This is a genomic window from Streptomyces sp. NPDC057302 (genome assembly GCF_042667685.1).
Taxonomy (GTDB): Bacteria; Actinomycetota; Actinomycetes; order Streptomycetales; family Streptomycetaceae; genus Streptomyces.
In genome coordinates this window covers 23,681-44,777 of the sequence record NZ_JBHUZJ010000070.1, presented here as the reverse complement: position 1 = coordinate 44,777, position 21,097 = coordinate 23,681, and the positions used below count along the sequence as shown (strand labels likewise).

Below are 21,097 nucleotides of genomic sequence, written 5' to 3'. Positions count from 1 at the left end.
TTGCCGGTGCGGGGTCACAACACCCGCACCGGCAACGGCTTCAGGGCCCCCCTCAGGGCGGCGGCCAGCTCCTCGTACTCCGCGGCGCGCGCGGCCCCCGTACGCATCGCCAGGGCGACCCGCCGGGTCGGCGCCGGGTCCGCGAAGTACCCGGTGAGCAGCTGGTTGCTGCGGCTGGTCTCGACGCGGACGGCGGTGCGCGGAAGCAGCGTCACGCCGAGGCCGCCGGCCACCAGCTGTACGAGGGTGGAGAGCCCGGCGGCCGTCGTGGTCACCGGGGCGTCCGCGCGGCCGGCCTCCCGGCAGATGTCCAGGGCCTGGTCGCGCAGGCAGTGCCCCTCGTCGAGCAGCAGCAGGTTCAGCTCGCGCAGGGCGTCGCGCGGAATCCCCTCGCGCCCGCCGAGCCAGTGGTCGAGCGGGGTGACGAGCACGAAGTCCTCGTCGAACAGGGGCAGTTCGGTGACGCCGGGCACGCCGAGCGGCACCGCGAGCAGCAGCAGATCGAGCCGTCCCGCGCCGAGCCCCTCGATCAGCGACGAGGTCTGCTCCTCGTGCACCTGGAGATCGAGGTCCGGGTACCTCTCGTGGACGAGTCCGATGAGCGTGGGCAGCAGGTACGGCGCCACGGTCGGAATCACGCCGAGCCGCAGCGCCCCGGTGAAGGGCGCGCGCACCGCGTCCGCCTCCTCCATCAGCGCCCCGACCTCTTCGAGCACGGCCCTGGCCCGCACCGCGAGGCGCGCGCCCGCCGACGAGAGCAGCACCTTGCGGGTCGTACGCTCAAGGAGGGTGACACCGAGTGTCTCCTCCAGGGCCGAGACGGCGCCGGAGAGCGCGGGCTGGCTCATGCCGATCGCGGCGGCGGCGTCCCGGAAGTGCAGATGCTCGGCGACGGCGGCGAAGGCGCGCAGCTGGGCGAGGCTCGGCTGGCGGGCGCCGCGCTTGGCCGCGGGCTTGGCACTGGTGGCCACGGCACTCCTCCCTCTGACTCCCCTTTACTACGGGGACTGATAGCTAGGTCCGATCAACACGACCCACTCTAGCTATTTCCATAATCAATGCACCCTGTGCCACCATCAACACCAGTCCAACCCCCCAGGAAACTCCCCAAAAGGGATTTTCTTTGCAGCAAGGAGAGCGCGTGCTCACTGTCGGTGACAAGTTCCCCCAGTTCGATCTGACTGCCTGTGTCTCGCTGGAGAAGGGCTCGGAGTTCCAGCAGATCGACCACAAGACCTACGAGGGCAAGTGGAAGATCGTCTTCGCGTGGCCCAAGGACTTCACCTTCGTGTGCCCGACCGAGATCGCCGCTTTCGGCAAGCTGAACGACGAGTTCGCCGACCGTGACGCCCAGGTCCTCGGCTTCTCCGGTGACTCCGAGTTCGTGCACCACGCCTGGCGCAAGGACCACCCGGACCTGACGGACCTGCCCTTCCCGATGCTGGCCGACTCGAAGCACGAGCTCATGCGTGACCTCGGCATCGAGGGCGAGGACGGCTTCGCCCAGCGCGCCGTCTTCATCGTCGACCAGAACAACGAGATCCAGTTCACGATGGTGACCGCCGGTTCCGTCGGCCGTAACCCCAAGGAGGTCCTCCGGGTCCTCGACGCACTCCAGACGGACGAGCTGTGCCCGTGCAACTGGAGCCAGGGCGACGAGACCCTGGACCCGGTCGCGCTCCTCTCGGGCGAGTGAACGGAGCTTTCTGACATGGCACTCGACGAACTGAAGTCCGCCGTACCGGACTACGCCAAGGACCTGAAGCTGAACCTCGGCTCGGTCATCGGCAACTCGGATCTGCCGAAGCAGCAGCTCTGGGGCACGGTGCTCGCCTGCGCGATCGCCTCCCGCTCCCCGAAGGTGCTGCGCGAGCTGGAGCCCGAGGCGAAGGCGAACCTCTCCCCCGAGGCGTACACCGCCGCCAAGTCGGCCGCGGCCGTCATGGCGATGAACAACGTCTTCTACCGCACCCGCCACCTGCTGTCGGACCCCGAGTACGGGACGATGCGGGCCGGCCTGCGGATGAACGTCATCGGCAACCCGGGCGTGGAGAAGGTCGACTTCGAGCTGTGGTCGCTCGCGGTCTCCGCGATCAACGGCTGTGGCCAGTGCCTCGACTCGCACGAGCAGGTGCTGCGCAAGGCCGGCGTGGATCGCGAGACGATCCAGGAAGCCTTCAAGATCGCCGCCGTGATCCAGGCCGTCGGCGTCACGCTGGACTCGGAAGCAGTGCTCTCCGAGTAGCCCTCGCGTCAAAGGGCCCCGCCGACCTACGGGTCGGCGGGGCCCTTCGCGTGCTCGGGCCCTTCGCGTGCTCGGCCCCTCGCTCAGCGGCGGGCGGCCAGCGCGTGGATCGTGCCGTCGTCCGTGAGGGCGAAGATCCGCCCGCCACTGACGGACAGGGCCGACGTGACGCCCGCACCCAGGTCGTAGGCGTGCACCTGCTTGCCGGTCGCACGGTCGACGACGAGCAGCCGTCCGTCCCACGTCCCCACATACACATGCGACTTGGTGACCAGCGGATGCGTGGTCGGCGACCCGGCGCCCTCCGTGCAGCCCATGGCGACCCGCCACTCGTCGTCCAGCGGGCTCTCCCCCGGCAGATATCCGGCCGCGGTCTCCCAGAGCGGCTTCGACGGATCGGCCGCGCGCGTGTCATAGGCGCGTACGACACCGTCGCGCCCCGCCACGTACGCGGTGTCGCCCCACACGGCAGGACTGGTCAGCGGCGCCTGACCCGGCTCGCAGACACCCGCGCCGCCCGCCTTCGACTCCCACGCCTGCGCGCCCGTCCCGGCATCGAACCCGCGGACCCCCGACGACGTGAACGTCACCAGTCGCGGATCACCCGAGGCGGGGTCGGTGAGCACGGGCGACGAATGGCTGTCGATGTCGCCCTTGGTGTCCTTCACCCACAGCTGCTTGCAGGTGGCCAGGTCCATCGCGATGACGGAGGTGCTCGAACCGGAGTGCAGATAGGCCGTGTTGGAGCCGGGTGCACGCACCGCGGTGCTGTGGAACTGCCCCCACGACCCCGCCGCCGCGAACCCTCCCGGCAGGCTCTCGCCGGTCTTCGCGTCCCGGCAGCGCACCTTGTCCCAGTCCTGGTAGACGGCGACGGAACGGCCCTTCGCAGACGCACCGGTGAGCCCGAAGACACTGACCGGACCACCGGCCCGCCCGTAGCGCCGCACGGTCTCCGCCTGCCGCTCCTCGCGGTCGACGGCCTCCCAGACGATGTGACCGTCGTCCGGATCGATGGCGTACACCCTGCCGACACCGGTCGTCAGATAGACACGGCCGCCGTGCAGCGTGGGCGCCGACTCCGCGTCGCCGTCCAGATACGTCCGCCAGATCTCGCGCCCGGAGACCACGTCGTACGCGAGCATCATGCTGTACGGCGAGTCGAAGGCCCGCGACGAGACGATGACCTTGCCGTCCGTGACGACCGAGCCGTTGAGGTTGAACTGCTCCCCGGTGTGGCGCGCCCACTTCAGGTCGAGCGCCGGGCCCGGATCGTCCCCGCTCGCGGAGCGCCCCGCCTCGTCGCCGCCCTGCCGGACCCAGTCCTGCCCCGCACGGACCGCTCCGGCCTTCGCCGTCACCGTGAACGGATTCCTCATCGCGGGCCAGGCCTTGCCCCTGGTGTCGTAGGCGACGGTCTCGGCCGTGTACGCGCCGGGCCGCAGGCCCCGCAGCCGGTCGCTCGCCCGGGTCCAGGAGCCGCGGGCGCCCGGACAGGGCTCGGGCTTCCCGCCGGGCGGTGTGTAGCAGTTCTCTGTGCCGGGCTTCGACGCGCCTTCGCCGAACCTGAGTGAATCGCGCCGCATGACATGGCCGCGCTTGTCCCGCACGGTCACCTTGGCCCGCCCCGGCGTACGGCCGTCGTCCTCCGCGTACACCTCGACCGGCACGCCGTCCTTCGCCGCGTGCACGCTGCCCCGCGCGGGGCTCACCAGCGCGGCATCGTCGTCCACGTCGAACTGCCGGTGGATTCCGGTGGCATGACCGGTGTCCTCGTTCCGGCGCGTGCGCGGGTCGTCGGTGATGCCGCTGAAGTCGAGGACCTTGTAGTCGGGGCGGGCGCCGTCGATCCCGTACGTGCCCTGGTTGTTGACCTCGACCGAGCGCTTGAAGGCGCCGCGCCGGAACTCGGACTGCTGGTTGTGGCCCGCAGCGACCATCCGCACGTCGTACTTGGCGAGTTCGTCGACGGTCGGCTGCATCCCGGCGCCCGGACCCCACTGGGTGAACAGCGAGCGGTGCGCGAAGACGAACACCTGCTTGCCGACCGCGTTCCGGGCGAGGTCCTCGCGCAGCCACTCCAGTTGCGGCTTCAGACCGCCGGCGTCGTAGTTGTCCTCCAGTACGACGACGTGGCGCCCGTCGCGGTCGAAGCTGTACCACTCGGGGCCGAGGTTGCGGCGGTAGTACTCCAGGCTGCCCGCGTACCCCTTGGAGGCCGCCGTGCCGCCGAAGTCGTGGTTGCCCATCACCGGGTAGAAGGGGTGGCCGAGCCTGCCCTCCTCAAGTCCCTTGCTGAACAGGTCGTAGCCGCCCTGGCGGCGCGGCTCCTCCGCGTAGTCGGTGACGGTGAGGTCGCCGGTGGCGATCTGCATCGTCGCCCCCTCGACCTCGGACATCGCCCGGACCTGCCCGGTCCACTGCGGCAGGACCTTGCGCGCCTCCTCGTCGGTGCGGTTGCCGACCTCGGTGTCGGAGTTCATGACCCACTTCTCGGTGGGGTTCGCCGCGTTCCTGTCGGGTACGAGCGCGAAGTCGGCGCCCGTGGAGCCGCTCCCGGCGACCTCGCGGAAGTACTTCGGTATGTAGTCGTCGCGCAGCGCGGGCGTGTAGCCGTCCGGCGAGACGATGCTGACGAGGTCCGTCTCGCGCCGGTCGGGATCGATGTCCAGACGGTACGAACCGTCGCGCCCCGAGGTCGTCCACACCGCACCGTCGGTGACATCGACACCGGCCATGGGCCGCTCGCCCCTGTCCCGCTTGCCGTTGCCGTCGGTGTCCCGGAAGACCGTGCCCGTCACGGCGACGGTCTCCGCCGCCCCGGCCCCGTCGGCGTACGCGGCCTGGGGCGCGAGGCAGGACAGCGCGACCGTCCCCGCGACGGCGCACCTCAGCCGCCCTGTGCGCAGCAGGCGTACGAGAAGGGGGAGTTGCCAGGCGCCGAGCGCGAGGAACGCTCCGGCCGCCGTCACCAGGAGCACGGTGGCCCAGGGGAAGGAAGGCGGCGCGTGCACGCCGTGGGCGTCGACCACCGGGGTGGCCGCGGAGGCGTCCACCGCCGCGCCGTCGAACTCGACGACGACCTGGCTCAGTCCGGCCTTCGCGAGCAGGGCGCTCACGTCGACGGAGTCGAGCCGGCAGCTCCACGCCAGTTCCACGACGACACCGCCCGGCACTCCGCCACTGGCGCCCGCGACGCCGGAGCCCTTGGCCGGGCAGTCCGCCGAGAGCAGCCGGGACGCCCAGGCACCGGCATCCCCCGGGGACACCACGTCGTGGTGGACGGTCAGGCGCCCGCTCGTGGCGCCGTCACCGGGGGCGACGACGAGTTCGGCGCGCTCGCGCGAGACGTGCGCGGCGGCGGGCTGTGCGCCGAGGCCCAGCATGAGGACGAGCAGCGCGAGCGCGAGCCCGCCCGCGGTGCGTATCCGTCTGTTCCGGTGGTTCCGTCTGTTCCGTCTGTACCTGTGGCTGTGGCTCTGTCTCATGCGCGCGGACTCTAGCCACCGGAGGTGGCCGTCAGGCCAAGATCCAGAAACCTTTCACTCGGCGGCGCTCGGCCGTTCCGCCGGCGCGACGTCCGCCGACGCGGCGTCCACCGGCGCGACGTCCAGCGCGGTGGCACCCCGGGGCTGCGGTGACTGCTTCAGGGCGGCTTCGCGCGAGTACGCCCGCAAGTAGCCCACCACGGTGTTGGTGACGGCGACCAGCGGCACCGCGACGACAGCTCCGCCGATCCCGGCGACGAGCCCGCCCGCGGCCACGGACAGCACCACGGCCAGGGGATGCACCCGTACGGCACGTCCGAGGATGAACGGCTGCAGGATGTGGCCCTCGATCTGCTGCACGGCGAGGACCACGACCAGGGTCATCACACCGGTGAAGACTCCCTGGGTCACCAGACCCACCACCACGGCGAGCGCGCCCGAGATCACCGCGCCCACCAGCGGGATGAACGCGAACAGGAAGATGAAGACGGCGAGCGGCACCGCCATCGGCACCCCGAGGAAGTAGATCCCGAGCCCGATGAAGATCGCGTCGATCAGAGCCACTATCACCGTGCCGCGCACATAGGCCGTCAGCGTGCGCCACGCCCTGGGCCCCGCGCCCGCGATACCGGGCCGCGCGGGCGCCGGGACCAGCTTCAGGACCCACTGCCAGATGCGCTTGCCGTCGTACAGCAGGAACAGCGTCGAGAACATCGCGAGCAGGATGCCGGTCATGGCCTCCACGATCACGGTGACCCCTTCGAGCCCCGCCGACGTCAGCTCCTCCGTGTTCGCGCCGACCGCCTCGCGCAGGCTCTTGGCGATGTCGTTGATCTGGTCCTCGGTCACGTGGAACGGGCTGGTGAGCAGCCAGTTGCGCAGATCGTCGATGCCGTCCTGGACCTGGCTGGACAGCGTGTCCACGTTGTCCATGACCTGCCAGACCACGAACCAGCCGACCAGGCCCATGACGACGAAGCCGAGGACGGCCGTGACGACCGTGGCGAGCCCCCGCGGAAGACCGAGCCGCTTGAGCCGGACCACCGTCGGCTGGAGCATCGCGGTGATGAGGAGCGCCGCGACGAAGGCGAAGACGACGAGCTGCACGGCGCTGATGACCTTCATCAACACCCAGAGCGTGCCCGCGAGTACGAGAAGACGCCAGCCGGCCTCGGCCGCGACCCGCATCCCCCACGGCACCGCGGCGACGGGGTCGGGGCGTGCCGATACGGCAGGCGCGTACGCGGGCGGCGCGGGGACCACGGTCTCCGCGTCCGGATCGGCGCCCGCTTCGACGGCCGTGCCGCCGTCGGCGGAAACGGAGTCGGAGTCGAGATCGCGATCCGCATCGGGATCGCGCTCGTCACGCCCCATCCGCTCACTCATCTGAGAGAGTCCGGAACCGAGCCGGCCGATCCACCCTGGTACTCGCGACATGATCCGTCCTCTTCCCCCGTCTTTCCCCACCACTCCCCCCTGGAAGTCGTCGGACTGACCGTACACGGCGAAGACCCCCCACCGAAGGACGGTGAGGGGCCTGCAAAAGGTTGAGTGAGCCGCGGCTCAGTACCAGTTGTTCGCCTGCCAGAAGTCCCAGGCTCCGCACGGGCTTCCGTAGCGGTCGTTCATGTAGCCGAGGCCCCACTTGATCTGCGTGGCGGGGTTCGTCTGCCAGTCGGCTCCGGCCGAGGACATCTTGGAGCCGGGCAGCGCCTGGACGAGGCCGTAGGCGCCCGAAGAGGCGTTGCTGGCCCGGTAGTTCCAGGTCGACTCGTGGTTGACGATGTTGCTGAAGCACTGGAACTGGTCACCGGGGACCATCTGCCGTGCCATCGCCTGGACCTGCGAGACGGAGTACGAGGACTGCTTGGCGAAGTCGCCGGCGTCGCGCGTGGAGGAACGGCTGGCCTTGACCTCGACCTTCTCCTCGCGCTCCTTCTTGGCTGCCGCCTTCTCGGCGGCCTCCTGCTTCTCGGCCGCCTTCTGCTTGGCGATCGCCGACTCGGCAGCCTGCTTGCGCGCTGCTTCAGCCGCCGACTTCTTCGCCGCCGTGTCGGCAGCCGTGGCCTGCGCCTCGGCCTGCTGCGTCAAGGACGCCGTCTGCACCTGGGCCTGCTGGCCCGCGGGAATGTCTGCGAGGAGAGTCGCGTCGCTTGCCGCCGCCTCGAAGTCGTTGTCATTCGAGGCGCCCGGGGTGCTGCCCGAGGCGACACCGACGACAGCGCCAACAGTGGTGACCGCGGTGGCGGATGCCACGGCGAATCCCCGGACCGAAATCCGGCTCACACGGTTTCCTTCCAGCATCGCCCGCATAGGTGACCTCGCGGACGCAATCGTGCCCCTGGACGCTGGCCTCCGCTTGGATCTCGGTCACGGGAGGCACGGGCCCGGTGGGCAACTCCCGTGATGGAAGTGCCACGTGGTGCTTCGGGCGGCATGCGACGGCCACTATGAAGTTCTGTTTTTCTGGGTTGCAGTACCTCTGGAGGTACAGGTGTGTCGCATGCGGGGCCTGACAGGACCCAGACTCTGCCCCAGCCGGATGCCGCAAGGCAATTCTCCGTGCCGTGTGAAAGCTCACACCTCGTTTGCCCCAGGAGTTTTTCGGAAAAGGGCGGACGCCACGACGCCGCCCGGCTAGGCTCCTTCGCTTCGCCGGGCGGCGCCAACTACTGCGTAACCAGAGTGAACTGGCTCAGATCGACCCTTCCTCCAGCATTTCGGTCACGAGTGCCGCGATCTGCGAACGCTCGGAGCGGGTGAGCGTGACGTGGGCGAAGAGCGGATGGCCCTTCAGCTTCTCCACGACGGCAACCACCCCGTCATACCGGCCCACTCGGAGGTTGTCGCGCTGGGCGACGTCATGAGTGAGGATGACCCGGGAGTTCGCCCCGATCCTGGACAGAACGGTCAGAAGGACGTTCCGCTCCAGGGATTGGGCCTCGTCCACGATCACGAACGCGTCGTGCAGCGAGCGCCCGCGGATATGGGTGAGAGGGAGCACTTCGAGCATGCCGCGCGCCGTCACCTCCTCGATGACCGCCTTGCCCGCCACCGAGCCCAGCGTGTCGAAGACCGCCTGCGCCCAGGGGCCCATCTTCTCGGCCTCGGTGCCGGGCAGATAGCCGAGCTCCTGCCCGCCCACCGCGTACAGCGGCCGGAAGACCATCACCTTCTGGTGCTGCCGGCGCTCCAGGACGGCCTCAAGTCCCGCGCAGAGCGCGAGGGCCGACTTGCCGGTGCCCGCCCGGCCGCCCATCGACACGATGCCGATGTCCGGATCGAGCAGCAGATCCAGCGCGATGCGCTGCTCCGCACTCCTCCCCTTGAGGCCGAAGGCCTCACGATCGCCGCGTACGAGACGGACGTTGCCCTCGGCCGTGACGCGGCCAAGTGCCTTGCCCTTCTCCGACTGGATGGTGAGGCCCGTGTGGACGGGCAGGTCGGCCGCCTCGGGCACGTACAGGGTGTCTTCCTCGAAGAGGAGGTCCACCTGTTCGCCGGAGAGGGTCAGTTCGGACATTCCGGTCCAGCCGGAGTCCGTGATGGCGAGCTCGGCGCGATACTCCTCGGCGAGGAGCCCGACCGAGGACGCCTTGATCCTCAGAGGCAGATCCTTCGACACGACGGTGACGTCGTATCCCTCTGCCTGGAGGTTGCGCGCGACGGCGAGAATCCGTGAGTCGTTGTCCCCCAACCGGTAGCCGGCCGGAAGCACGCCGGGATCGGAGTGGTTGAGCTCGACGCGCAGCGTGCCGCCCAGATCGCCGATCGGGATCGGCGCGTCCAGGCGACCGTGCCGGACCCGGCAGTCGTCCAGCAGGCGCAGGGCCTGCCGGGCGAAGTAGCCGAGCTCGGGATGGTGCCGCTTCGCCTCCAGCTCCGTGACCACGACGACGGGCAGCACTACTTCGTGCTCGTCGAAGCGGTACATGGAGTTCGGGTCTGCGAGCAGAACGCTGGTGTCGAGAACATAGGTGCGCCTGTCGGGCATGCGGCGCTTTGTGCTGGTCACCACGGAAGGACGTACCCCCTCGGATGAGGTCGGGGAGCGACGGGAAGGATGCCGGGAGAAGTCCGGACCGGTCTCGTGCCGCAGTGCGCGGGCCGAGCTCCGGCCCTCCACTTCGCCCGTACTCACCGCACGGTCGTCCTGGTGCAAAGGGCCTCCCGGGCGGACGGCCCCATGCCGCCCGCTGAGATACGACATCCGTGAATCGGATGTCGACCTGGAAGGCTTATTCCCTCGAACATGCGCAGCCATGCCAGGGCATATGACGGCGCATCCGTGAACTCTGGGTTACTCGCACCTCACCGACACGAGCACCCGCGGGGGTCAGCCCCCGTAACGCCGGTGCCGAGCGGCGTAGTCACGCAGCGCGCGCAGGAAGTCGACCTTGCGGAACGCCGGCCAGAAGACTTCACAGAAGTAGTACTCGGAGTGGGCCGACTGCCACAGCATGAAGCCGGACAGACGCTGCTCACCACTCGTTCGGATCACCAGGTCGGGGTCCGGCTGGCCGCGCGTGTAGAGGTGCTTGGAGATCAGGTCGACGTCGACGGTCTCGGCGACGTCCTCCAGGCTCGTGCCCTTCTCCGCGTGGTCCAGGATCAGCGAGCGGACCGCGTCGGCGATCTCCTGCCGGCCGCCGTACCCGACGGCCACGTTGACCAGTATTCCCTTGTTGCCGTGGGTGGCCTGCTCGGCCTCCTTCAGGACGGCCTGGGTGCGGGAGGGCAGGAGGTCCATCGTGCCGACGTGGTGCACGCGCCAGCGGCCGTCGGAGGCGAGGCTGCGGACCGTGTCCTCGATGATGCCGAGGAGCGGGATGAGCTCCTGCTCGGGGCGGTCGAAGTTGTCCGTCGACAGCATCCAGAGGGTGACGACCTCGACGTCCGTCTCGGCACACCAGCCGAGGAACTCCTCGATCTTGTACGCGCCCGCCTGATGGCCCTGTTCGGTGGTCCCGCCGGACGCCTTTGCCCAGCGCCTGTTGCCGTCGAGGATGACCCCGATGTGCTTGGGCACCTGGTCGTGGTCGAGGCGGCCTTCCACCCGGCGTGCGTAAAGTCCGTACACCAGGTCGCGCAGGTTCACTTCTGTCAGCCCCTCCAGCAGATGGCAGTCCCCGAAGGCGAAAGCCTACCGCTGTGAGGGCGTGCTTCTGCCCTCGGGTGACGCGGGGACGGCCCTCGGAAGATCGGGTCCTGAAGTAGCTTCGTACCCATGAACGACACGTCTCTGTACCGAGCGGCAACGGACCGTTACAGCACCATGGAGTACCGGCGCACGGGCCGCAGCGGCCTGAAGCTGCCCGCCGTCTCCCTCGGCCTGTGGCACAACTTCGGCGACGACAAGTCCCTGGAGAGCCAGCGCGCGATCCTGCGCCGCGCCTTCGACCTGGGTGTCACGCACTTCGACCTGGCGAACAACTACGGCCCGCCGGCCGGTTCGGCGGAGCTCAACTTCGGCAAGCTGTTCGCCCAGGATTTCGCCCCGTACCGCGATGAATTGGTCATTTCGACCAAGGCGGGCTACCTCATGCACCCCGGCCCGTACGGCGAGTGGGGCTCGCGCAAGTACCTGCTGTCGTCCCTCGACGCCTCGCTGAAGCGGATGGGCGTCGACTACGTCGACATCTTCTACTCGCACCGCTTCGACCCCGACACCCCGCTCGAGGAGACGATGGGCGCGCTCGCGTCCGCCGTGCGGCAGGGCAAGGCGCTGTACGTGGGCGTCTCCTCCTACAACAGCGAGCAGACCGCCGAAGCGGCGCGGCTGCTGCGGGAGATGGGCGTGCCCGCGCTCATCCACCAGCCCTCGTACTCGATGATCAACCGCTGGACCGAGGACGACGGCCTGCTCGACACGCTCGACGAGGCGGGCATGGGCTGCATCTCGTTCGTGCCGCTGGCGCAGGGCCTGCTCACGAACAAGTACCTGAAGGGCATCCCGGAGGGCTCGCGCGCCACGCAGGGCAAGTCGCTCGACCCCGACCTCCTGAGCGACGAGGTCGTGCGCCGTCTCAATGGCCTGAACGACATCGCGGCCCGCCGCGACCAGTCGCTCGCGCAACTGGCGCTCAACTGGGTCCTGCGCGACGAGCGGATGACCTCCGCGCTCATCGGCGCCTCCAGCGTGAAGCAGCTGGAGGAGAACGTGGCGGCGCTCGCCGGGCCGAAGCTGACCGACGCGGAACTGACGGAGATCGACACGTACGCGGTCTCCACGCCCGGCACCAATATCTGGGCCGGGCGGGGCTAGTTCCGATAGCTCCGATGGCTCCGGATAGCTCCGGATAGCTCCGGATAGCTCCGGATAGCTCCGGCGGATCGTCTCAGCTAGTTCCGACGGGGCTTCTCAGCCCGCGTATCCCTGCCCCGGGGCGGGGGTGCGCGGGCGCTTGAACCAGGCGCCCGCGGCACCCTGCGCGAGCAGGACGACCGTGGCGATCGAGCCCAGCAGGCCGATGAGGCCGCCGGGGTTGCCGGAGGCCAGGCCGCCGAGGCCGAGGGCGATCTGCACGCTCATCAGGACGATGCAGGTCACGCGTATGCCGTTCCCCGCGTTCTGGAACGAGAACGCGAAACCGCAGGTCACCAGCAGACACAGGTTCGCCCCGAAGGCCGCGCCCGCCGTCTCGGAGTCGCCCGAGGCCGCGATCGCGATCGTGCCGAGCAGGACGAGTCCGCTGAGGACCCAGACGACGATCTGCGCGGCACGCACGACGCCGGGCATCTTGAACGGGGCGACCGGGCCCTGTCCGTATCCATATCCGTACGCGGGGTCCTGCGCCGGGCCGGTGTAAGTGGGGAGGCCCGGCTGCGGGTTGACCTGCGGGTCATGGGGCGGCGGGGGGAACTGGTTCGACATGTCCCTGACCATATCCGGAGGTCTCGCCTCCACGGCGGGGCGGTCCGGGGCGGGGCGCGCAGCGGAGCCCGCAGCGGCGTCCGGAGAGGCGTCCTGAGAGGCGTCCGGAGCGGAGGCTCGGCGTCCGGGCATAAAAAATCGGGCCGGTCCGTGGGGGGGAGACGGACCGGCCCGAGGGGGGGTTTCCACCATAACCCTTCGTAAGTGATGCTGCGTGCATCGGCGTGCCACAACTACTCTCCGAAATCGGTCGGCGACTCCGGGGCCCTGTTCCCCCACCGGATTTCGGCCCCGGAGGCAGATTCAGGCCCCGTACGGCGGTAACCCATTGGAGGGATGGAGGGTGGCGCGCCCGCTTGACGCGGCGGGCGGTCGGGGCCGTCGGCTTGGGCTCGCACGCGGGCGGTCGGGCCGCTAGCTTCGGCTCGCATGGCGACGCTTCTGCTCCTCCCGGCCGGCCGGACGATTCCCCTGGAGATCGCGGACTCCGCCGGCGCCCGGCGGCGCGGGCTGCTCGGCCGGGACGGGGTGATCGGGGCGCTGCTGCTGACCCCGGCGAGCAGCGTCCACACGCTGGGGATGCGGTTCGCCATCGACGTGGCCCACCTGGACCGGGAGCTGCGGGTGCTGTCCGTGCGGACGATGCGACCCGGGCGGATCGGGCGGCCCCGGCTGCGGGCCCGGCACGTCCTGGAGGCGGAGGCGGGGGCGATGGCCCCGTGGGGCGTACGCCGGGGCGCGAGGGTCGAGGTGCGGTCCACCGAAGCCGACGCCGACCCCGCTACGGAATGAGGGCGCGCGGAGCCGCGCAGCCCCCTCCGCCGCGCGGCACCGCACACGTGGCTTTGCTCACGCGAATTCGCCTTGGTCTGAACTTACGTGATGCGGGCCGCTGAATCGAGTCAGTCCCGATAACGATGCGGAATCAACGCCACCTGTTTCGGGATCACTTGGTTAACGATCGGCACGCGGGGCAACCTCACGCCCCATTTCCCCGTCAGGCAGCTTTGCCATCGTCCGTGCCCTTGCTCGAGGCGTCGCCCTGGCCGCCCTGCTTGCCGTCCCGCTTGCCGTCCTGCTTGCCATCCCGCTTGCCGTCCTGCCTGCACTCCCGGTTGGCCACCAGCTGCTGCATGTGGTCGTCGCCCCACACGCCCAGCGGGATCAGCGCCTCGTTCAGGGACTGGCCGAGGGGGGTCAGCGAGTACTCGACCTTCGGCGGGACCTCCCGGTACACCTCGCGGTGCACGATGCCGTCGGACTCCAGCTCGCGGAGCTGCTGGATGAGCACCTTCTCGCTGATTCCGGTGATGTTCCGCCGGAGCTCGCCGAAGCGGAGCGTCGCGCCCGCGTACAGCGCCCAGAGGATCATCGGCTTCCACTTGCCGCCGACGACGTCCACGGCGGCGTCGAGGCCGCAGACGTACAGCGGCTTGCTCTCCTTGCCGCTCCCCGAATCGCCCTCCGCGCCACTCTTCGGCATGGTCCACTCCTTCCATCCGCAGAGTCACTTGCCCGACCGACAGTACTGAAGGGGAACGCCGATGACCGTCGCCGCTATTTCGTGGAGTGCCGCCAACGCCCGGCGCATGGAGCGGCAGTTCCTGCGGAATCCGGCCAAGCCCGGCGAGGCGGGACCCGGCGAGGTGGTCGACGCGATGCTCGCGGCGCAGGCGCAGGTGCTGTCCGCCGCCGAGCTGTCGGTGGGGCTGCGGATGGACGGGGCGACCCGGCAGGACGTACGCGACGCGCTGTGGGGCGAGGAGCCGAGCCTGGTCAAGACGTACGGCCCGCGCGGCACGATCCACTTCCTGCCGGTCAGCGAACTCCCCATGTGGACGGGTGCGTTGTCCGCGATCCCGGGCGGCCCGAGCCCCTTCAAGGCGGGCGAGCGCCTGACCCCCTCCCAGACGGACGAGATCGTGGCGGCGATCGGCGAGGCGCTGGACGGGGCCCGGCTCACCATCGACGAGCTCAGCGAAGAGGTGGTCGCGCGCACGGGGCCCTGGGCGGGCGACCTGGTGCTGCCCGCCTTCCAGGGGATGTGGCCGCGATGGCGCTCGGTCATGCACGTGGCGGGCCACCGTGGCGTGCTGTGCTTCGCACCGAACCGGGGCCGCAAGGTGACGTACACACGCCCGTCCGCCGCGGGCTCCGAGGAGCCGCCGCAGCCGCTCTCCGCCGAGAGGGCGACGGGACGTCTGGTGCGCCGCTTCCTGTACGCGTACGGCCCCGCGACGCCCGCCCAGTTCGCCAAGTGGGCGGCGGCGCCGCCCGGTTGGGCGACGGAGGTGTTCGCGTCGCTGTCCGCGGCGGACGAGATCGAGACGGTGGAGATGACTACGGAAACGGAGACGGGGACGGGGCCAAGGCCGGAGACGAAGACGAAGACGAGGGCGGACGGGGCGTCGTCGGCGTGGGTGGTCGCGGACGACACGGAGTTCCCCGAGGAACCGGTGCGGGGCGTCCATCTGCTCCCGTACTTCGACGCGTACGTGATCGCCTCCCACCCCCGCGCGCGGCTCTTCCCCGGCCGGGCCTACGAGCGCGCGCTGGCCGGGGGCCAGGCCGGGAACTTCCCCGTGCTGCTGGTCGACGGGGTCGTGGCGGGCGTCTGGCACCAGCGGCGCTCCGGGCGCCGCCTGACGGTCACGGTGGAGCCGCTCGAACCGTTGGCCGCGGGGCGCCGGGCGGAGCTGGAGGGACAGGTGGAGCGGGTGGGTGAAGTGCTGGAGGGGCAGCCGGAGTTGGTGGTGGGCCCGGTGACGGTGGGCGCCCACGCATAGCTACTTCCCCTTCGCGGGCTTCCGGGCGTCGAAGAGGTGGCGCGTGCTGTGGGCCACGAACGGGCCGTCGGCCTCGATCCGCTCGTGCAGCTCCCGCAGCCGGGGCCGGTACTTCTCCACCGAGAAGTCGGGCACCATCCACACCACCTTCCGCAGGAAGTGGACGACGGCCCCGATGTCGTGGAACTCGATCCGGAGCCGCTCGGCCGGCAGGTCGACGATCTCTAGGCCCGCCGCTTCCGCATCGGCCCGCTCGCCGTCGGGGTGGCGTCCGTTCCGTACCTCGTCGGCCTGCGGCCCGAGAAAGTACTCGACGACCTCGAAGACGCTGGCGGGGCCGACGTGCTGGGCGAAGTACGTCCCGCCGGGACGGAGCACGCGGGCGATCTCGTCGAAGTGGGCCTTCACCGGATGCCGGCTGGTGACCAGGTCGAACGCCTCCGCCGCGAACGGCAGCGGCGCGTCCTCCGGCGAGGCCACGACTACCGCGCCGCGCGGATGCAGCAGGGCGGTGGCCTTGGCGACGTTCGGCGGCCACCCTTCCGTGGCGACGGCGAGCGGCGGCAGGGCGGGCGCGGAGGCGAGGACTTCGCCACCGCCGGTCTGGATGTCGAGGGAGGCGGTGGCGCGGCCCAGGCGCTCCCCCATGGCGTGGGCGTACCGCCAGGAGGGCCGCTCCTCCGTGGCCCGCCCCTCGAACCAGGAGAAGTCCCACCCTTCGGTAGGGGCCGACTCCGCTTCCGCCACAAGTACGTCGAAACTGCTCATGCGGCGATCTTCGCATCGCACGGGGCCACGGCTCACGCCCATTACTCCGAAGGTAATCGCCCCGCTCCCGCCTCTGCGGCCAGAATCAAGGCCCCGCGTACCAGGAGGGACCCACACCATGCCGACGCCCACTCCCACGCCCACTCCCACGCCCACCCCTACTCCCCTAGCGACCCGCTCCGTGGTGGAGGACCTGCTGGGCCGCATCGGCGAGGGCGATCCCGAGCGGATCGCCGAGCTGTACGCGGACGGCGCGGACGGCGTGGACGGCGTGGACGGCGTGGACTGGAAACTGTCCTGGCCGCAGGCCGAGCACGGCCGCACCGCCACCCCCTGGATCCGCCCGCGCTCCACCCGGGCCGACGCCGCCGCCCACTACCGGGAGCTCGCCGAGCATCACCTGCCCGAGCAGGTGGCGACCCAGGTCGAGCACATCCTCGTCGACGGCCCCCATGCCGTCGTACTGGGCGAGATCCGCCAGACCGCGCGCTCGACGGGCCGCGCCTACCGCGCACGCTTCGCGCTGCACCTCACGGTCGAGGAGGGCCTCGTCACACGCCACCACGTGTACGAGGACAGCCTCGCGGTGGCGCAGGCGTTCACGGAGGGGTGAGCGGGCGAATCCGCCAACTACATTGCTGCGATGAGTGATCACAACGACCCGGTGAGGCTGCGGCCCGTCCGCGAGAACGATCTCCCCCTGTTCGACCGGTTCCTCACCGACCCGGACGCGCTCGGGGAGTTCCAGTGGCAGGGGTGGCGGGATCCGAACACGTTCCGGCGGCGCTGGGCCGAGAACGGGATGCTAGGCGAGGACGGCGGCCAGTTGATGGTGGTCTCCGGCGGGGAGGCCTGCGACGAGGAGTCGCTCGGCTGCGTGGCCTGGCGGAAGGTCGTGATCTTCCGGACCTCGTACTGCTGGAACATCGGCATCCAACTGCTGCCCGAGGCACGTGGGCGCGGGGCCGGCACCAGGGCCCAACGACTACTCGTCCAGTACCTCTTCGCCCACTCCCCCGTGATCCGCGTGGAGGCCACCACCGAGTCCGGGAACATCGCCGAGCGGCGTTCGCTGGAGAGGGCCGGTTTCAGCCAGGAGGGAGTGTCCCGGAGCGTGGTGTTCCGGGACGGGCAGTGGCGGGACGGGGTGCGGTACGCGGTGCTGCGGGGCGATGTGGGGTGGCGGGGCGGGGAGGAACCGCAAGCCGGAGCCGGCCTGTAATCCGGAGCCGGGCCACAGGGTCAGGCCCGGCCGCAGGGTGAGCCAACACCCCCTTATCCAGGCTTAATTAGGACACCCCTAGAGTCCGATCATGACCGCAGAGAGCCAACAGCCAGTGGACTCACCGGCCCCCTCGTCCGTCACCTTCATCAACATCTTCGAGATCGCCCCCGAGGACGTCGACGCCTTCGCCGAGAAGTGGGAGCAGCGGGCCGCGATCATGAGCAAGAAGCCGGGCTTCATCGACACCCGGCTGCACCGCGCCCAGTCTCCCGAGGGCCGCTTCCAACTCGTGAACGTGGCTCATTGGGAGAGCCAGGAGGCGTGGGAAGCGGCAGGCACCGACCCCGAGTTCGCGAACCGAGCGAACGCCGCGCGGGACTCGAAGGAGACTCCGGTGACGGCGAACCCCGGCCTGTACGACGTGGCCGTACGGTTCCCCTAGCCGCCGCTCCCCCTGCCTTCGGTGGCCCGGGGGCTGTGATGCGTACCGGGGCCGCCCGGTTGTCCCGAGGTTGGCGGTTCCGGGCCGGGTGTAAAGGGCGCTCCTGCGTCGCGTCGGCTGCGCCGATTCCGCTGCGCTCCACCCTTGACACCCGTCCCTCCACCGCGCGAGGGAAGACGACCGGACGGCCCAAGGGGCGAGACTCTCGACCACTCCCGTCACTCTCCATCGGCATTCCTGCCGAGTGCGGACTAGTTCTTCCGGCGTGACCGTCACGGGGAGAAGAGCGGGCGCCCGATCCGCAAACGCCCCGGGGAGGGGCACCGGTCTCGTCAAGCGGCTGCCAACCGGATCGTCCGGGGTAGCCGGCAGGGGCATGGGTGCGCGGTCGCCTCCAGGGATGGTGCCGGTCTCGTCAAACGGCTCCCGACCGCATCGTCCGGGGTAGCCGACAGGGATTGAGCGCGCGGCCCTCCCTGGCAACGGCGCCGGTCTCGCCAAGCAACTCCCGACGGGATCTTCCGGGGGTAGCTGCCAAGCCCAAGGGGCGCGCGGCCCTCTCATGGACGAGTGCTGGTCTCAAGCGGCCACCGACCGCATCGCCCTGGGGCGGCCGTCACGGGAGGGGAAGGGTGCGCGGTCGCCCCCAGGGATAGTGCCGGTCCGGTCAAGCGGCTGTCGGGTGGGGCTTCCGGGGTGGGCGTCGTGGGTGCGGCCCGTGGTGTCGCTCGTAGCGGCAGCCGTCCGTATTGGCCGGAGGCGCCTTGCCGTCAACGGCCGGAGCCGCTGACGGCAGGGCTCGGGCGGCCCTCGTGGCGGCGGGGTGCAGGGCCTGGTTCGCAGGAAAGTCTCACGATGCAGAGCCCAGGGGCCGGGGCGGCGGGACTTTTCTGCATCCGCCCGCTCGGCACCGTGCCGCGTCGCGTCGCATCACTCGGCACCGCGCCGCACCGCGTGGCACCTACTTTGGGGAAGTTGTGTTCTGGCAGACGGGGGGCGCGCGCGTTGCCCGATGCGCCTTCTCGGAATTAGGTGCCGGACCCCCAGCCCCCACACCCCGCCACCCATCACCTGGTCAGCGGGGAGGGGACTCGTTGTCGGGGGTGGGTTGCTGTGGGTTTGGGACCTTGCCTGGGCCCTGGCTTGGCCAGTCGCTCGGGGGCGGGGTGCGGCCGTCCTCACGCCGCTCCTCCTGCCAGTTCCCGTCTCGGCACACGTAGGACCGGGACCTGGTTCTGAGGTCCCATGCGCCCTCGTCCACGCAGGGCTCCCTCGCCTGGGGAGGGGTACGCCAGTGCCAGCGCCACCGTCCGTCATAGTCCTCGCACCGCACTTGCGTAACGTGGCGGGTCACGCCGCCCGTACCCCGCACGTCCGACGGGCAACTGGGGTTGCTCCAGCCCCACTTCGCATCCCCTCCGGCGCCATCGTCACCGTGGGCTGCGCGTTGGGCGACGGCTGTTCCGCACAGCCGGTGGACTTCCGACTCGGCGGCGGTACCGTGCCCGGCCAGACGCAGAACATCCCTCCCTCCCCTCCCCGGGACTCACCGGCGGAGGGCTCAGCGGTCCCGCTGCTGCCGCACGCAGTGAGCAGCAGCACCAGAGCGCCGATGGCTATGCCATTGCCGATGCCACTGCCGATGCCGATGCCGATGCCGAGTAAGACCCCGCGCGTTCGTCTTCGCCCCATGTTGCGACAGGCCAGGCGTGAGGGTCACCCCGGACGATCCGGTTGGCAGTCGCTTGACGAGACCGGTGCCCCTCCCCGGGCCGTTCGCGGAGCGGGCGCCCGCCCTTCTCCGGCGTGACGGTCACGCCGGAAGAACCAGTCCGCACTCGGCAGGAATGCCGATGGAGAGTGACGGGAGTGGTCGAGAGTCTCGCCCCTTGGGCCGTCCGGTCGTCTTCCCTCGCGCGGTGGAGGGACGGGTGTCAAGGGTGGAGCGCAGCGCAATCGGCGCAGCCGACGCGACGCAGGAGCGCCCTTTACACCCGGCCCGGAACCGCCAACCTCGGGACAACCGGGCGGCCCCGGTACGCATCACAGCCCCCGGATCAGCAAAGCCAGCGTAAGGGCGGTCAGTCCTGGCTCCCGGAAGGCGCCGTCCCCGCGTCCGTCCCGGAACCCCGGGGGAAGGACACCTCCACGCGGCGGTTCTTCTTGCGGCCCTCCTCGGAGCCGTTGTCCGCGATCGGATAGTCCTCGCTGTAGCCACGTACGGAATAGGTGACCTCGGGGCCCAAGTAGCTGGCCATCGTGTCGTGCACGACCTCCGCGCGTTCGCGGGACAGCTTCTTGCCGTGGCTGTACGAGCCGAGGTTGTCCGTGAAGCCGAACACCCTGACGTTCGTGGCCTTCTGGGCCTTGGCCTCCTCGGCGATCGCCTTGATCCGCGAGGTCGCCTCGGGGTTGAGTTTGGGGCTGTCCTTGGGGAAGAGCACCTCGGCTTGAAGCGCGAACTTCACGTCCGTGTTCGTGTCCTCGCGGCGCTCCTCGCCGCCGAGGTCTTCGACGACGGACTTGATGTCCAGGACCTTCGCGGGGGCCAGGGTCGCCCCGTCGGCCAGCTTCAGGCCGGGGCTGTTGGAGTCGACCTCCTGGGGCGGGGAGGTGGTCGTGCTGCCCGGGGGCGCGCTGGGGTCGTCGTCGTCCGCGAAGGCGGGGGTGCCGGTCAGGAGGACCAGGGCCGTGAGGGTGGCGGTGGCTGTGGCGAGGGTGCGTGATCGTGGGTCGCCCATGGGTCACTCACTCTCGGAGAGCTCGATGGACGCGGGGGGCATGGCGCCTACCTGGAAGTCGACCTTGCCCGTCTCCGCTGGCGGCGCCGGGAACTGGGCGTACCAGTCTGCGGTCTGGCCCGCTTTAACGCCTCCCCCGTCGAACTTTGTGCAGAGGCAACGCCCCTCCGTGTCGCGGAGGACGAGGTACTTCTTCTTGCCTTCTTGATCCACGAGAGCCGCGCCTGCCATGGAGGCTCCGTTCTTGCGCAACTCACGCTCGTCACCTCGCCAGTTGTCGGCGATCCAGAACTCGCCACCGCTGTTCTTGATCTGGCCACTGACGGTCAGAAAGCCGCCCTCGTCACGATCGGCGGAAGTGACGGTGAGCGATACACCATCGCCGCCTTGCACTTCGGCCAACGCCGCGTCTGTAGCGGGAGCTTGAGAATCACCCTTCTTCCCACCGCCGCCGCTATCCTTTGAGGGCTTAGAAGGGGCGCTGCTTCCTCCGGACTTGGGCTCGTCGTCCCCACCACCCCCACACCC

Annotated in this window: 19 protein-coding genes; 8 read left to right on the top strand and 11 right to left on the bottom strand. The window is 70.0% G+C overall.

Features of this window, described 5'->3' with window-relative positions:
- Positions 1-14: 14 nt before the first annotated feature.
- The gene (locus tag ACFUPX_RS34110) at positions 15-971 is read right to left on the bottom strand and encodes a LysR substrate-binding domain-containing protein (protein WP_383331717.1); all 957 of its coding nucleotides are present in this window, start codon (positions 969-971) and stop codon (positions 15-17) included.
- A gap of 170 nt (positions 972-1,141) precedes the next feature.
- Between ACFUPX_RS34110 and ACFUPX_RS34105 the strand changes: the two genes are divergently transcribed.
- Both ACFUPX_RS34105 and ACFUPX_RS34100 read left to right on the top strand, forming a co-directional pair.
- Entirely contained in the window at positions 1,142-1,696 is a 555-nt protein-coding gene (locus tag ACFUPX_RS34105; RefSeq protein WP_383331714.1) for a peroxiredoxin, read from the top strand.
- A gap of 15 nt (positions 1,697-1,711) precedes the next feature.
- Entirely contained in the window at positions 1,712-2,245 is a 534-nt protein-coding gene (locus tag ACFUPX_RS34100; protein ID WP_363307894.1) for an alkyl hydroperoxide reductase, read from the top strand.
- Between the two features lie 83 nt (positions 2,246-2,328).
- Here the strand turns inward: ACFUPX_RS34100 and ACFUPX_RS34095 are convergent, their stop codons facing one another.
- The 5 genes from ACFUPX_RS34095 to ACFUPX_RS34075 form a co-directional block, all read right to left on the bottom strand.
- A complete protein-coding gene (locus ACFUPX_RS34095) occupies positions 2,329-5,733 on the bottom strand; it encodes a PQQ-binding-like beta-propeller repeat protein (RefSeq protein ID WP_383331711.1) in 3,405 nt (1,134 codons plus the stop codon).
- 54 nt (positions 5,734-5,787) lie between these two features.
- On the bottom strand, positions 5,788-7,170 hold the full coding sequence (locus ACFUPX_RS34090; protein WP_383331708.1) for an AI-2E family transporter: 1,383 nt from the start codon (positions 7,168-7,170) through the stop codon (positions 5,788-5,790).
- 126 nt (positions 7,171-7,296) lie between these two features.
- Positions 7,297-8,037 (bottom strand): lytic transglycosylase domain-containing protein, encoded by a 741-nt coding sequence (locus ACFUPX_RS34085; protein ID WP_383331705.1) that lies wholly within the window; start codon positions 8,035-8,037, stop codon positions 7,297-7,299.
- Between the two features lie 391 nt (positions 8,038-8,428).
- Positions 8,429-9,751, bottom strand: a complete 1,323-nt coding sequence (locus tag ACFUPX_RS34080) for a PhoH family protein (RefSeq protein WP_383331702.1) — start codon at positions 9,749-9,751, stop codon at positions 8,429-8,431.
- 318 nt (positions 9,752-10,069) lie between these two features.
- Positions 10,070-10,831, bottom strand: a complete 762-nt coding sequence (locus tag ACFUPX_RS34075) for an isoprenyl transferase (protein WP_383331699.1) — start codon at positions 10,829-10,831, stop codon at positions 10,070-10,072.
- 129 nt (positions 10,832-10,960) lie between these two features.
- Here ACFUPX_RS34075 and mgrA point away from each other — a divergent pair, with 129 nt between their 5' ends.
- Entirely contained in the window at positions 10,961-11,998 is a 1,038-nt protein-coding gene (gene mgrA / locus ACFUPX_RS34070) for an L-glyceraldehyde 3-phosphate reductase (protein WP_383331696.1), read from the top strand.
- A gap of 96 nt (positions 11,999-12,094) precedes the next feature.
- On the opposite strand, the gene ACFUPX_RS34065 is transcribed toward mgrA, so the two are convergent.
- Positions 12,095-12,607, bottom strand: a complete 513-nt coding sequence (locus ACFUPX_RS34065; protein ID WP_383331693.1) for a hypothetical protein — start codon at positions 12,605-12,607, stop codon at positions 12,095-12,097.
- Positions 12,608-13,036: 429 nt separating this feature from the next.
- Between ACFUPX_RS34065 and ACFUPX_RS34060 the strand changes: the two genes are divergently transcribed.
- A complete protein-coding gene (locus tag ACFUPX_RS34060) occupies positions 13,037-13,399 on the top strand; it encodes a DUF192 domain-containing protein (protein WP_383331690.1) in 363 nt (120 codons plus the stop codon).
- Positions 13,400-13,604: 205 nt separating this feature from the next.
- Here the strand turns inward: ACFUPX_RS34060 and ACFUPX_RS34055 are convergent, their stop codons facing one another.
- A complete protein-coding gene (locus ACFUPX_RS34055) occupies positions 13,605-14,090 on the bottom strand; it encodes a winged helix-turn-helix transcriptional regulator (protein ID WP_383331687.1) in 486 nt (161 codons plus the stop codon).
- A gap of 61 nt (positions 14,091-14,151) precedes the next feature.
- Here ACFUPX_RS34055 and ACFUPX_RS34050 point away from each other — a divergent pair, with 61 nt between their 5' ends.
- On the top strand, positions 14,152-15,393 hold the full coding sequence (locus ACFUPX_RS34050; RefSeq protein WP_383331684.1) for a winged helix DNA-binding domain-containing protein: 1,242 nt from the start codon (positions 14,152-14,154) through the stop codon (positions 15,391-15,393).
- Here ACFUPX_RS34050 and ACFUPX_RS34045 read toward each other — a convergent pair whose 3' ends face one another.
- Positions 15,394-16,161: a class I SAM-dependent methyltransferase gene (locus ACFUPX_RS34045; RefSeq protein ID WP_383331681.1), complete on the bottom strand. Its 768-nt coding sequence runs from the start codon at positions 16,159-16,161 to the stop codon at positions 15,394-15,396.
- Between the two features lie 118 nt (positions 16,162-16,279).
- Between ACFUPX_RS34045 and ACFUPX_RS34040 the strand changes: the two genes are divergently transcribed.
- The 3 genes from ACFUPX_RS34040 (at position 16,280) to ACFUPX_RS34030 (ending at position 17,828) form a co-directional block, all read left to right on the top strand.
- Positions 16,280-16,774 (top strand): nuclear transport factor 2 family protein, encoded by a 495-nt coding sequence (locus ACFUPX_RS34040; protein WP_383331678.1) that lies wholly within the window; start codon positions 16,280-16,282, stop codon positions 16,772-16,774.
- Positions 16,775-16,804: 30 nt separating this feature from the next.
- Positions 16,805-17,383 (top strand): GNAT family N-acetyltransferase, encoded by a 579-nt coding sequence (locus tag ACFUPX_RS34035; protein ID WP_383331675.1) that lies wholly within the window; start codon positions 16,805-16,807, stop codon positions 17,381-17,383.
- 91 nt (positions 17,384-17,474) lie between these two features.
- The gene (locus ACFUPX_RS34030) at positions 17,475-17,828 is read left to right on the top strand and encodes an antibiotic biosynthesis monooxygenase family protein (protein ID WP_383331672.1); all 354 of its coding nucleotides are present in this window, start codon (positions 17,475-17,477) and stop codon (positions 17,826-17,828) included.
- A gap of 2,081 nt (positions 17,829-19,909) precedes the next feature.
- Here ACFUPX_RS34030 and ACFUPX_RS34025 read toward each other — a convergent pair.
- The gene (locus ACFUPX_RS34025; RefSeq protein ID WP_383331669.1) at positions 19,910-20,569 is read right to left on the bottom strand and encodes an OmpA family protein; all 660 of its coding nucleotides are present in this window, start codon (positions 20,567-20,569) and stop codon (positions 19,910-19,912) included.
- A gap of 3 nt (positions 20,570-20,572) precedes the next feature.
- Positions 20,573-20,971, bottom strand: a complete 399-nt coding sequence (locus tag ACFUPX_RS34020) for a hypothetical protein (protein ID WP_383331666.1) — start codon at positions 20,969-20,971, stop codon at positions 20,573-20,575.
- Positions 20,972-21,097 lie beyond the last annotated feature (126 nt).

What these genes read in the sequence shown, in the direction of transcription:
- ACFUPX_RS34100 (WP_363307894.1), top strand. Translation starts at nt 1,712, where the DNA reads ATGGCACTCGACGAACTGAAGTCCGCCGTACCGGACTACGCCAAGGAC.
- ACFUPX_RS34095 (WP_383331711.1), bottom strand. Translation starts at nt 5,733, where the DNA reads ATGAGACAGAGCCACAGCCACAGGTACAGACGGAACAGACGGAACCAC.
- ACFUPX_RS34090 (WP_383331708.1), bottom strand. Translation starts at nt 7,170, where the DNA reads ATGTCGCGAGTACCAGGGTGGATCGGCCGGCTCGGTTCCGGACTCTCT.
- ACFUPX_RS34085 (WP_383331705.1), bottom strand. Translation starts at nt 8,037, where the DNA reads ATGCTGGAAGGAAACCGTGTGAGCCGGATTTCGGTCCGGGGATTCGCC.
- mgrA (WP_383331696.1), top strand. Translation starts at nt 10,961, where the DNA reads ATGAACGACACGTCTCTGTACCGAGCGGCAACGGACCGTTACAGCACC.
- ACFUPX_RS34065 (WP_383331693.1), bottom strand. Translation starts at nt 12,607, where the DNA reads ATGTCGAACCAGTTCCCCCCGCCGCCCCATGACCCGCAGGTCAACCCG.
- ACFUPX_RS34060 (WP_383331690.1), top strand. Translation starts at nt 13,037, where the DNA reads ATGGCGACGCTTCTGCTCCTCCCGGCCGGCCGGACGATTCCCCTGGAG.
- ACFUPX_RS34055 (WP_383331687.1), bottom strand. Translation starts at nt 14,090, where the DNA reads ATGCCGAAGAGTGGCGCGGAGGGCGATTCGGGGAGCGGCAAGGAGAGC.
- ACFUPX_RS34050 (WP_383331684.1), top strand. Translation starts at nt 14,152, where the DNA reads ATGACCGTCGCCGCTATTTCGTGGAGTGCCGCCAACGCCCGGCGCATG.
- ACFUPX_RS34045 (WP_383331681.1), bottom strand. Translation starts at nt 16,161, where the DNA reads ATGAGCAGTTTCGACGTACTTGTGGCGGAAGCGGAGTCGGCCCCTACC.
- ACFUPX_RS34040 (WP_383331678.1), top strand. Translation starts at nt 16,280, where the DNA reads ATGCCGACGCCCACTCCCACGCCCACTCCCACGCCCACCCCTACTCCC.
- ACFUPX_RS34035 (WP_383331675.1), top strand. Translation starts at nt 16,805, where the DNA reads ATGAGTGATCACAACGACCCGGTGAGGCTGCGGCCCGTCCGCGAGAAC.
- ACFUPX_RS34030 (WP_383331672.1), top strand. Translation starts at nt 17,475, where the DNA reads ATGACCGCAGAGAGCCAACAGCCAGTGGACTCACCGGCCCCCTCGTCC.
- ACFUPX_RS34025 (WP_383331669.1), bottom strand. Translation starts at nt 20,569, where the DNA reads ATGGGCGACCCACGATCACGCACCCTCGCCACAGCCACCGCCACCCTC.